Here is a 12,581-nt window from a genome sequence, read left to right as displayed (position 1 = left end):
ACTGACTTGTAATCAGTAGGTCGTGGGTTCGACTCCTATCGCCGGCACCATCATGGAGGATTAGTGAAGTGGCTAAACACGGCAGACTGTAAATCTGCTCTCTCAGAGTTCGGTGGTTCGAATCCATCATCCTCCACCATTTTCTAGGGGCATAGTTTAAAGGTAGAACAAAGGTCTCCAAAACCTTTGGTGTGGGTTCAATTCCTGCTGCCCCTGCCAATTAAATATAGTTGTATGGCGGTCGTGGCGAAGTGGTTAACGCACCGGTTTGTGGATCCGGCATTCGTGGGTTCAATTCCCATCGGTCGCCCCATAACAACTACTAAAAAAACATTTAATGTATTGGGGATTAGCCAAGCGGTAAGGCAACGGACTTTGACTCCGTCATTCCTAGGTTCGAATCCTAGATCCCCAGCCATTAATTTGCGGAAGTGGCTCAGCGGTAGAGCATCGCCTTGCCAAGGCGAGGGTCGCGGGTTCGATTCCCGTCTTCCGCTCCATTTTCTTTGGCGCCATAGCCAAGTGGTAAGGCAGAGCTCTGCAAAAGCTTTACCCCCAGTTCGAGTCTGGGTGGCGCCTCCACCATTTTTACAATCTGTGCCCTTAGCTCAGCTGGATAGAGCATTTGACTACGAATCAAAAGGTCAGGAGTTCGAATCTCTTAGGGCACGCCATAAGTTAGCCGGCGTGGCGGAATGGCAGACGCGCGCGACTCAAAATCGTGAGGGAAACCGTGGAGGTTCGAGTCCTCTCGCCGGCACCACTTTACAAATCAGACAGCCTGCAGGATCTTAGATCTTGCAGGCTTTTTTGTTGTTTCTAAGCTTATGCGCAAGTAGTAACGATAACGTTCAAATACGCACCGGAATAGCGTGGACGGGATTTTGCGCTGTATGAGATAATCGAGTGAATAAATGGGTAAAGGAACGATCCGATGTGAAACTGTTCCAATCGTTGCAGTTTAAATTGATTATCGGCATATTCGCTATGCTCGTTCCACTTGTTGCGTACCATCTCTACACCAACTTTTATGCGATTCAAGTTGTGAGAGAGAAAGTAGCCTCCTCCAATAATGACTTGGTCGATTTGTTCATGCAGAGCAAGGTTGATCAGGTGCTGGAGGATACGAGTAATTATTTGCTGACGCGAGCTGCTGGTGATCCAGATGTGCTGTCGCTTAATTTATACCCGGACAACGACGGTGAGTATCAGTTGCGCAAAGCAAGGATTATAAACCGGCTGCGCGATGACCTTGTGCTGTACCGGATCAATACTTTTTTCGTATATTCCCGAAAGGCGCAGGATTTAACGGTCACGGACGGCAATTATAAAAACTTCGGGGAGCTCGCAGATTGGCTTCAGAAGAGCAGTACGAACGATAATGCAGAATGGACCATTCTGCGTAACGGGGACGAATACGGGTTGTTTACGGCCGTCCACGCATCGCCTGACGTTATGCTTGGCGCCTGGATCGACGTGGATAATCTGCTCGTACCCTTTCGACAGTTGAATCTCGGCGGTGGCGGCGAGGTTATGATGATCGGTCCGAATGGCGAACCGCTGACGCCATCGTCGTTGTCGGATACTGGCCTTAATGATCTCCGCCATCATCTAAAGTCGTTGGACGGCTCCTATTTCGTCCTGGAGCAGCCAGGGGGTAAGGAGCTTGCTGTTGGGACTAAGTCTGCACAATCGGATATCCGGGTCGTCGTACTCGTGCCTGAACGAAGCTTGCTTCAGCGTCTCACCTTCTTCGTGAGGGCGGCATGGCTAATTCCGCTTGGCGCTGTCCTTGTTCTTGGCTTATACATCTTTCTGCTTAAGCGCGTTCTGTTCAGACCGCTCAGTGATCTCATACGCGGTATGCGGCGGATCATCCAAGGAGATTTGAACTTCAGGCTGGCAGAGGATAAGACGAGCGAGCTTTTGTTCTTATCTTCGACTTACAACCATATGGCTGACCAGATCAAACAGCTGCGGATCGGTATTTATGAGCAAGAGCTAAGAGTTAAACAAGCGGAGCTTAAGCATTTGCAGGTACAGATCAATCCCCATTTCTATTTGAACAGCTTACATATTATCTATAGCCTGGCGACGCTTAAGCTGCATGGCAACGTGCAGAAGATGGCTTTATACTTAGCGGACTATTTCAAATTTACGATACGGACGAACCGGACACATGTCGCTTTACATGAAGAGATAAAGCATATCTCCAATTACTTAGAGATCCAGAAATTGCGTTATCCCGATATGCTGGACTTTGAGATGCATATTCCGGTTCCGCTCGGAGAGTCGGCCATTCCGGCGCTTGCGGTTCAGCCGTTCGTCGAAAATGCGATTGTGCATGGCATGCGAATGGAAGGCGAGGCGTTCATCGTCCGGATTGAAGCGAAAGCGCTTACGGACGAGCCTGAGCTGTTCACGATTGAGATTTCGGATAACGGTGTAGGTTTCCCGCCGGAGCAGCTGGCCCAGCTAGGGTCGGCGAGCTTTATGAAGGAAGCGGACGGCAATCATATCGGGATATGGAATGTGATGTATCGGCTGCGGCTTTATTTTGGGGAGAGAGCGGCTGTGGAATTTGCGAATGGTGATACAGGCGGCGCGATCGTGAAGCTGACGCTGCCCTTACAGCTCGGTAGTGATAGGGGAGGCCATGTGCATGTTTAATTTGCTGATCGTAGACGATGAGAAATATTCGGTTGCCGGTATTACGCAAGGGATCGATTGGACAGGCATGCCCATTGAGAACATCTATGAAGCTTACAGTGCCAAGCAAGCGAAGGAGCTGATGAACAACGTTAACGTTGACCTGCTGATCTCGGACATCGAGATGCCAGGTGATAACGGCATTCAGCTGCTCGAGTGGACGCGCGAACATTTTCCAGAGACGGAGACGATCTTCCTGACCGGACACGCTAATTTCAGCTATGCGCAGCAAGCGGTGCATCTCGGCAGCTATGAATATATCGTAAAGCCAATCGATTATGAGGAGCTTAAGAGAATCGTCTCTGGAGCGCTAAAGGAGATAAGCGACAAGCGGGAAGCGAGGGAGTACCAAGAGACCTACCGTCGCTATCACGACCGCTGGGTGCAGCAGAAGCCGCTGCTCATCGAACGGTTCTGGCAGGACTTGCTCAGCCAGCGTATCGCTTCATCGCAGGAAAATATTGATGAGGCTATTCATCTCTACAACTTGCCGCTGACCTCGAAGCAGACGGTCCTTCCGGTATTAATTAGCGTGGAGCAGTGGAGCAAGGAGCTCGATACACGGGACGAGGAGATTATGGAATACGCCATTCGCAATTCGGCGCTTGAGATTCTACTGGCGGACGAACGAGGGGTAGTAGCGCAGGACCGTTCTGGCGTCAATGTGGCTCTTCTATACGACGGTGTAGCCGGAGCCCAGGGGATGGAAAGGTTGAAGGATCGATGCAAAATGCTGCTTGAGGCGGCAAAACGGTATTTCTACTGTGAAATCTCCTGTTATATCGGGGAAGAGACGATGCTCTCTCGTCTGTCTGTGTCTTATCGAGCTTTATTAGAGCAGGAACAAGATAATGTGGCGGAATCGAATAATGTGTTTACGCGCGAGCAATCGGCGGACCGAACGATGCAGGCGGTTCCTTTTGCCCCGTTTGATGATTGGCTGGTGCTGTTCGAAGCGGGGAATAAACAGGAGCTGCTGAAGCGGCTGGATGACACGGTGAAGTCGATTAGAGAGCGCGAAACGACCGCAGATACGATAGATATGCTCACGACCTCAATCAAGCATCTTCTCTATCGATCATTCCATCGTCAAGGCTTGCCTATGTTTGGCGGCTTCGTAGTGAAAGGCGGTATTCGTTCGTTAGCACAGTTCCATTCGTGGGCGCAGCAAACGGTTGAAGAGGCTTTTGAAGTCTATCACGCGCAGGTAGGCGATACGAGGGCGGTTATTGATAAGATCCACCAATATATCAGTCAGCATCTGATGGAGGAAGAATTGAAGCGAGAAGATATTGCGAAGCATGTGTTTCTGAATCCGGCGTATCTGTCACGACTCTACAAGAAAGAAACGGGGATTGCCTTGTCGGACTACATCATGCATGCACGAGTGGAGAGGTCCCAGTCTTACTTGACGAATACGGACCGTAAAGTATCGGATATAGCGGTCGCTGTCGGATATGCGAATTTGTCTCATTTTGCAAAAGTGTTCCGCAAGATTGTCGGTGTTGGTCCGAAGGAGTATCGGCAAAAATTCAATAAATAACGATAAGAGCCTCCAATCAACAGGGTTGGGGGCTTGCTGTATGTCCAATTAGGTAACAGAAACGTCGGAATTGTCACCGCATTCGGTAGAGAAAGCGCTTTCTTAAGCGTTATTATTCAAATGAGCACAAGGAGATGAATGAACGGGGGAGGAAGCGAATTGGGGAAGCAAGCGAAGGCGTGGGCGATCGGCGGCAAATGGTTGATGGCGTCCATGCTGGCATTACCGTTGTCGATGCCCATTCAGGAGATAGCGGCAGAGGGAGCTGCATCATCTGAAGCGGTCACATGGACGAACAACTTCGATCCTGATGTATTTACAGGCTGGGGGTTATGGGCTGGTGAAGGCAGCTCTGTTAAGCAGGCAAGCGTGGACGGCGTTACAGGCAAGGCAGTTCGTATTGATTACGATCGTTCAGCGCTTGGTTGGGGACTAGTCGCGCATGCGGAGCTGCCGGCGGAGTGGCGATTGGACGGTACTAAAACGATTCAGTTCTATGCAAAAGGCGATGGAATCGAGCAGGACTTCTATGTCGGTGTCGAAGAGAAGGATGGCGGCGACAAGTACCGCAAGCTGGTATCGATCAGCGGCAGGGAGTGGAAGCTTGTTACGATACCGGTATCTGAGCTTACCTATCAGGATGGCGGCGATCAGCATCTCGATTGGGATCGCGTCAATTCGATCAATATCAGCCCGGAGATCAATCGCTCCGGTCAGGTCACCATTGATGACATGACCTTGGGCAATTTCGAGCCGAGCTTCACGAATACGTTCTCGCCCGATGTATTCGGAGACTGGGGACTGTGGGCTGGAGATGGCAGTCAAATTACGAAGTCAGCCATTGAAGGGTTCAAAGGAGGACAAGGAGCGAGGTTCGACTATACACGCTCCGCGGCAGGTTGGGGCTTAGTTGCTCACGGCTCAATTCCGGCGGACTGGAAGCTGGAAGGAACTGAGGCGCTGCGCTTCATGGTTCGCGGCGACGGAACGGAGCGGCATTATTCAGTCGGTGTGGAGGAGAAGGACGGCGGCGATAAGTTCCGTGCCATCATTGCTGTGAATGGCGAGGGATGGACGCAAGTAGAGATTGCAGCGTCAGACCTCGCCTATCAGGATGGCGGGGGCAATAGGCAGCTGGATTGGGGGCTTGTGAACGGCATCAATATTAGTCCGGAAGAGAACGGCTCCGGCAGCTGGTCGCTTGATGATTTTACGTTCTATAAAGGCGGCTTGTTGCCTCCGGTTGTTCAAGAACCATCCTTGAATGTGACGGAGCTGACTGCTGCACGAGCGGGCTCGGTGTTCACAGGCAAGAACATCACGCTGGGTGCGAAGCTGGAAAATAGCGGTTCTGTTCCGACATCGCCGACAAGGCAGTTAAGCTATACCGTCAAAGATGAGTCTGAAGCGGTCGTATTGTCAGGTACAGCCGACATACCAGCAATTGCTGCAGGCGGCAAGACGGATGTAGCTCTGTCCTTCCAAGTGCCGAAATACGGCTACTATTCGGTTGAGGTGGTTACGGTAGACGATACAGGCGTGGCGTCGGCACGGACTTCTGCCTTCGCTGCCGTAGCACCGGCTTCACTGGCGCCAGGGAATGAATCCGCGCGTAATGGTGATGATGATGCGTCGCTAAAAGGGTTCTCAACGCACTTTGATTACCTGGCCAGCGACGATCTCCGCAAGCAGGAAGCGGGACTCATTCAACTGGCCGGCGCGCAGCTCGTTCGTAATGATTTTTTGTGGAACACGATTGAACCGGTCAAAGGGACATATGATTGGTCGCTGTATGACCGAATCGTAGCGGCGAATAAGTCGCAAGGCTTGCAAATGATCGGCATGCTGGCTTACAGCGCGACTTGGGCAAGCACCGCGGCAGCAGGGGCGGATATGCCTGATCATTACCCGCCGCGGTCGATCTCCGAGTATGCGGACTTCGTCTATAAGACGGTATTGCGATACAAGGATACTGTCCATCAGTGGGAGATTTGGAATGAGCCGAATTTGGACGGCTTCTTCAGACCGACGCACTCGGCAGAAGCTTATGTAGAGCTGCTGAAGGCAGGGTATTTGGCAGCGAAGCGGGCCGATCCTGACGCGACTGTCGTCATGAGCGGGCTCTCGGGAACCGGCGGAGGCTATCTGGACGAGATGATCGCCAGTGGAGCGTTGGACTACACGGATGCGGTCGTGATCCATCCTTATCAGGCAGGTGATCCTGAGGCTGGAGATGCATTCGTCCATGATCTTGCAGGCGTGCAGGCAAAGGCGCCGAATAATCCGCTATGGCTGACGGAATGGGGCTGGCGGACAGATGAGCAGGGTGCATCGAATCAAGCCGTATACACCGTGAAGGGCTATTTGCTCGCGGATGCGATGGGCGTGCAGCGGAACGCGCTTTACTCGTTCAATATTGCAACGGATACGCAGTTTGGTCTTGCCGATTCCAGCATCGGTGGAGCGGTGAAGCCGGTCTATCCGGCAGTAGCTGCCATGAATCGCGTATTGGCACAGCTTTCCTACGCAGGTGATGTCGCGCTTGGCGATGACGGCGTAACCGCACTTGCCTTTAGCGGGCACGGCAGCGCTGATTCCGTGCTCGCCATGTGGTCAACGACAGCCAAGACGATCGAGCTCAAGACGACGAAGCCTGTCACGGTCTACGATTTCTACGGCAATGCGACCGCAGTCACGCCTGTTCAAGGCAAAGTGACGGTGATGCTTTCTGCGAAGCCTCTCTATGTGCAAGGCAAGCTCCAGTCGTACGTGGGAAGCGCTGACCCGAGAACAGGCGGCACTAAGCATGACGATCATCCTGGGAAGTCCGGTAAGCATAACGATCCTGACCAGGCTTGGATCATGAATAGCCCGTATGCGCGAATCGGTCATGCTACGCTTACGCGAGGCTTTGACAATTCGTTCTCGGTCGAAGTGTACAACTACAGCAGCCGCAAGCTTACAGGCACTTTAGAGCTCGCCGGTATCCCGAATAGCTGGTTCGCTTCGGCGAAGGGGATGTTACGAGCATATGAAGTACAGCCATATACAAGCCAGGCGATCACGTTCCAGCTGAAGCCGCCTGCAAACGTAGAGCTTGGCACGGTACAAGCAACGGTTAGAGAGACAGGTTCAAAGCCGACGTTAAAAGCGAAAGCCGTTCCGCTAGATATTGTTCCAAAGCTGGCGGTTCAGGTAGATAAGAAGGCGATAAAGCTATCCAACATGACGAACCAGCCCGTCTCCGGCAGCGTGGCGCTTCAAGCGGCTGCGGGTTGGCAGATGACGATCGCGCAGCCAAACTTCGAACTGGCTGCCGGTGCATCCGTATCGCTGCCATACCTCATGAATCCGCTCAGTGGCACAAAGGCAGCGAGCGAGATTGCCATCTCGGGCACGATTAGCACCGAAGGGGAAACGATTCCTTTTGCCCAGACACTCTATGTCATCACCGCTTCTCATGCTGAGCAAGCTCCGGTCATCGACGGAATTGCGGATGACAGTTGGTCAGCCTCCGCCTCGGCAGTAGCAAATAAGCAGGAGCAAGTGAGTGCGGATTATCGCGCTAGCTGGCAGGTGGACGATGTTTCGGCAAACGTGAAGCTCATGTGGGATGCCTCCAAGCTGTACGTGCTTGCGGTCGTCAAGGATGACAACGCGTTCCAGCCGCAATCTGGCGGTGCGATGTGGCAGGGTGACTCGTTGCAGCTCGCTTTTGATGCGGCGAATACAGGAGGTGCCGGCTATGGTCCGCAAGTCTATGAACTGCAGATTGGGAAGCAGGACGGCGGAGAAGCGCAAATTTTCAAAGGAATGGGCTTCGCCAAATCCGGCTTCATGGAGGGCGGCAATATCGCCGTCATCCGTGATGAAGCGAACGGAACGACGACGTATGAGCTGAGCATTCCGTTCACTGAGCTTGACGGATTCGGTGATGGAACGGCGATGAAGGAAGCAGGCTTCTCCTTCCTCGTTAATGACAACGATGGCAACGGGCGTGAAGGCTATATTGAATGGTCTTCCGGAGTCGGCGGCGCCAAAAATGCTTCGCAATTCGGTACTTTGTGGCTGATGCAGTAGGAAGGCAGTACGGGGAGGTCGGGGCTGGAGGATGGAAGGCATGTCCTCCCCTTCATATAGCTGCATAATTCTATGGGAGCAGGTGACTAATGTGAGGAATGCTCGTCAGAAAAGCAAACTGAAGGCTTGGTCGAAGTTAGGCATTGCGACAGCACTAGGTTTGACGCTGTTGTTTCCGGCAGCAGTGAGCTTCGCTGGAACGGCTACGACAATTACCGTGGATACGGCTTCAAACGCGGGAACAGTCAATCCGTTCGACTGGGGCGTCGGAGCTCCGGACAAGTACGCGTGGTGGGCGGGGAATACGGCGCTCAAAACGAGAATCAGCGATGCGAAGATTAAACTTGTACGCGTCAATCCGATTCAAAATATGCTGTACAACAGCAGAGATCCGTATCCTGCATCCGGCACGTTCTCGCTCACAGATATGGATGCGATTCTGAACACGATCTTCGATGCGGGAGCGGAGCCGCTGTTCGTCGTTGCAGGGTTCCCGGCTGGCGTGCCGAATACCCGCGACGCAAGCGGAACCATTACGTCGGCAAACTGGACGGAATACGGCAATTTCATGAAAGGCATCGTGAAGCGCTACAATACGGACCATGCGTTAGGCGCTTCGAAGACGATTAAGTATTGGGAGCTGTGGAACGAGCCGACCATTGAAGGCGACGGCAAATTTGCGAGCCAGGCAGCCTACAAAACATTCGCCCAAACCGTAGGGAATGCCATGAAAGCGCAGGACAGCTCCATTAAGCTGATCGGGCCGGTCGATGCGTGGTCGGATCTGAGCGGAACGGGATACTTATCGTATGCGGCTAAGCAGTTGGAGAGCCAGATTGATATTCTGAGCTGGCATGATTATGGTCCGGACCCTACCAATTCGGATGCGACACGCCTCGCTTGGACGAAGCCGCATTATCAGGATAATGTGGCAACGGTCAAGTCAGGCGGCGCTGGCGACATCTTCAAGGGGCCTTCCGGCAAGCTGTACGGCGCGGCGATTACCGAATACAACATGAGTCATCAAGATGGTGGAAGTACGTACAACGCGAAGTATCATAATATTTTCAACGCGGTATATTCGGCAAGTGCGATTATTAACGCGATGAAAGGCAACGCGGATATGTTCATGTCTTATAATCTGGCGGAAACCGGAACGAATCTGCTCGGTCTGCTGGATAACGCCGCATACAGCCCCTATAAGCCGTATTACACGTACCATCTGTTCGGCAATCACTTTGGGAATCAGAAGCTGACCTCGTCCGGCGGCGCGACCAATCTCGAGTTTGTCTCGTCCAAGGATACAGCCACTGGAAAAACGTATATCATCGCTGTTAACAAGGATGCGAGCGTCACCTACGACGCTTCTGTCCAATTGCAAAATATCTCTTCGACGACCGGAACGGTAAATGTGTGGAAGCTGGATGCATCGACGAATCCAACGGCGAGCACTTCACAGGCTTATTCCGGGAGCCAATTCACGTATTCGATTGCACCGATGACGGTCGTTGCCTTCGAAGTAACGCCAGGCAGCGGTGGAGGTGGCGGGTCCGTTCTGTTCACGAACGGCTTCGAGAGCAGCGAGACACCGCCTACATGGCTCGATACGCTTGACGGCAGCAGCAATGTGACGGGCTATACCGCTGGCATCAATCCGGAGTGCTCGCCTCGTCTGGAGTCGCCGCATACAGGAACTGCGACTTTGATGTTCTCAGGAACGGATAACAGCACGTCTATGTCCTACGCCAAATGCAAAGTGTTTGACGTGAATATTGCGATAACTGCTTCGACGAAGCTCGGCTATTGGCTGTATCCGCAAATGAACAATGCGCGGTACGTTGGTGTTGACCTCATCATGACGGACGGCACGACGCTGCGTGATAGCGGCGCGGTCGACTACAACGGGTTCAGCATGCATCCGAACGCTGGACACGGAGGCGCAATTCCTCTGAACGCGTGGACGAATATTAAATCCAATATCGGCACCGTGCTGGCTGGAAAAACGATTGATCGCATTATTCTGAACTACGATCATGCTGCCGATACCGGACAATATCGAGGTTTTGTCGATGATATTATCATCACGAACGGAACGCTTCCGTGATCTAGCAAGCAAAAGAACCGCCCAGAGACGATCTCTGCGGCGGTTTTTTTGTATTTTATGGACTTTTATGTAATTACATCCATGTGTAACCAAAACGTCTATCATGTCACCTCGATGCGTAGAGGGCGGGTATCCGCTCCTTCTATAATTCAAATAGAGAGAAACTTCTAGAGAGAGTGAGGATGAGCCATGAAGACGATGTCAGCGAAACTGCAGGCCCGTGCCGCAGCGAAGGCAGGCGGGAGGAAGATCCACGAAAGCCAAAACCGTAGCCGCAGCCGCAGTCGTAGTCGTTTCCGCAGCTTAATGCGCTTCCGGATGCTCTACTTGATGATGCTGCCAATGCTTGTGCTCGTCATCATTAATAACTATTTGCCCATGTTCGGCATCCTCATTGCGTTCAAAAAAATCAACTATGAGCTGGGCATTCTCGGAAGTCCATGGATTGGGTTCGAGAACTTCAAGTTCCTCTTCGCCACGACGGATGCCTGGCTGATTACGCGCAACACCTTGTCGTACAATGTTGTATTCATCGCTACGAACCTGGTGTTCGCAGTTAGCTGTGCGCTCATGCTGAACGAAATGCGAAGCAGGGTGCTTGCAAAATGGTTCCAAAGCGCGATGTTCCTGCCTTACTTCCTATCAGCGGTCGTCATCAGCTACCTTGTCTTCGCGATGCTGGGCGAGGAGCATGGCTTCGTTAACAACGTCATCTTAAAGTCGCTTGGCCTTGACCCGATCTCCTGGTATGCCAAGCCGGAAGCATGGCCGATTCTTCTGCCAATCATTAATGCGTGGAAGAACGTGGGCTACTTCTCTGTGGTGTACTTGGCCGCTATTGTCGGGATCGACGAGGAGTATTACGAGGCCGCCCTAATCGACGGCGCCAGCAAGTGGAAGCAATTGACCAGCATTACGCTTCCGCTGCTCATGCCGGTGATGGTCATCATGACATTGCTGCAGATCGGCCGCATCTTCTACGCGGATTTCGGTTTATTCTTTCAAGTGACGCTCGATACCGGGGCGCTATATCCGACGACGAACGTCATCGACACGTATGTGTACCGCTCGTTTATGGTCATGGGCGATATCGGGATGTCTTCCGCCGCTGGCCTGTATCAATCGTCAATTGGATTGGTGCTCGTATTCGCATCGAACTTCGTCGTCAAAAAAATCAACCGCGACAACGCATTATTCTAAGGAGGCTTGCACTTTGAAAGCAGCACGATTAGCGCATTCGCCGGGTGCCATCTCGAAGCGAGCCAATTATCTCATTAACTCTCTGTTCTGGCTGTACACCATCGCGTGCGTATTCCCGCTGGCACTTGTCATCGTTGTCTCGTTCACAGACGAAATGTCGATTCTGGAGAACGGCTACCAGCTCTTCCCGAAAGCATTCAGCACGATGGCTTATCAGCTGCTCTTCGAGGATTCCGCGCAAATTGCACGCTCTTACGGCGTCTCGCTGTTCGTTACGATTGTCGGCACCATGCTCAGCCTCTTGTTGACGGCAGCATTCGCTTATCCGATATCACGCAAGGAGCTGCCGCTGCGAAATGGCTTTACGTTCCTTATTTTCTTCACGATGCTGTTCAACGGCGGGCTTGTTCCTTGGTACCTCGTGTACACCAAATATTTGCACTTGAGTGACTCGATCTGGGCACTGATCGTTCCCATGCTCGTGCAGCCCTTCAACATACTCATCATGCGAACCTTCTTCCAGACGACCATACCCGGCGCTTTAATGGAAGCGGCGACGATTGACGGAGCGGGTGAGCTTCGAATCTTCTACAAAATCGTGCTTCCGCTGTCACTGCCGGTCATCGCAACGATTGCGCTGTTCAATACGCTGATGTACTGGAACGATTGGTTCCTCAGCTTAATCTTCATTAGCGATAATGAAACGGTCAGCGTGCAGTTTCTCATGTACAAAACGATGCTGAACATCCAGTATCTCACGTCAAATGTACAAGCTTCGGAAGCGCTCACCCGAGGAGGCGGCACGCTTCGCCTGCCAAGCGAAGCAATTCGTATGGCGATGGCAGTCATCGGCATCGGCCCGATCATTCTGGCTTATCCATCTTTTCAGAAATATTTTGTCAAAGGGCTCACAATCGGGGCTGTCAAAGGCTGATTCCGGCAAGC

6 protein-coding genes and 8 tRNA genes are annotated in these 12,581 nt (G+C 52.3%); all 14 read left to right on the top strand.

All coding sequences use genetic code 11. The features are described from left to right. Window positions 1-54 precede the first annotated feature (54 nt). Window positions 55-139: transfer RNA gene (locus AC0LWF_RS27110), tRNA-Tyr, on the top strand. A gap of 6 nt (window positions 140-145) precedes the next feature. Continuing rightward, a tRNA-Trp gene (locus tag AC0LWF_RS27105) sits at window positions 146-219 on the top strand. An 18-nt stretch (window positions 220-237) separates the two neighbouring features. Continuing rightward, window positions 238-313, top strand: a tRNA-His gene (locus tag AC0LWF_RS27100). A gap of 30 nt (window positions 314-343) precedes the next feature. Beyond that, a tRNA-Gln gene (locus tag AC0LWF_RS27095) sits at window positions 344-418 on the top strand. Window positions 419-425: 7 nt separating this feature from the next. Next, window positions 426-500: transfer RNA gene (locus tag AC0LWF_RS27090), tRNA-Gly, on the top strand. 8 nt (window positions 501-508) lie between these two features. Then, window positions 509-582, top strand: a tRNA-Cys gene (locus AC0LWF_RS27085). A 15-nt stretch (window positions 583-597) separates the two neighbouring features. After that, window positions 598-674, top strand: a tRNA-Arg gene (locus tag AC0LWF_RS27080). A 7-nt stretch (window positions 675-681) separates the two neighbouring features. Then, a tRNA-Leu gene (locus AC0LWF_RS27075) sits at window positions 682-763 on the top strand. Between the two features lie 143 nt (window positions 764-906). Beyond that, window positions 907-2,670 carry a sensor histidine kinase gene (locus AC0LWF_RS27070; RefSeq protein WP_474654589.1) on the top strand — a complete coding sequence of 588 codons (1,764 nt, stop codon included), beginning with the start codon at window positions 907-909 and terminating at the stop codon, window positions 2,668-2,670. Continuing rightward, window positions 2,663-4,252, top strand: a complete 1,590-nt coding sequence (locus AC0LWF_RS27065) for a response regulator transcription factor (RefSeq protein ID WP_474654588.1) — start codon at window positions 2,663-2,665, stop codon at window positions 4,250-4,252. The genes AC0LWF_RS27070 and AC0LWF_RS27065 overlap by 8 nt, the downstream gene beginning before the upstream one ends. Window positions 4,253-4,411: 159 nt before the next feature. Beyond that, window positions 4,412-8,332 carry a sugar-binding protein gene (locus AC0LWF_RS27060; RefSeq protein WP_474654587.1) on the top strand — a complete coding sequence of 1,307 codons (3,921 nt, stop codon included), beginning with the start codon at window positions 4,412-4,414 and terminating at the stop codon, window positions 8,330-8,332. 91 nt (window positions 8,333-8,423) lie between these two features. Continuing rightward, the gene (locus tag AC0LWF_RS27055) at window positions 8,424-10,436 is read left to right on the top strand and encodes a GH39 family glycosyl hydrolase (protein ID WP_474654586.1); all 2,013 of its coding nucleotides are present in this window, start codon (window positions 8,424-8,426) and stop codon (window positions 10,434-10,436) included. Between the two features lie 189 nt (window positions 10,437-10,625). Continuing rightward, entirely contained in the window at window positions 10,626-11,636 is a 1,011-nt protein-coding gene (locus AC0LWF_RS27050; protein ID WP_474654585.1) for an ABC transporter permease, read from the top strand. Window positions 11,637-11,649: 13 nt separating this feature from the next. Continuing rightward, entirely contained in the window at window positions 11,650-12,570 is a 921-nt protein-coding gene (locus AC0LWF_RS27045; RefSeq protein ID WP_474654584.1) for a carbohydrate ABC transporter permease, read from the top strand. Window positions 12,571-12,581 lie beyond the last annotated feature (11 nt).

The organism is Paenibacillus sp. sgz302114, assembly GCF_056120345.1.
This window is presented reverse-complemented; position numbering and strand designations above follow the sequence as displayed.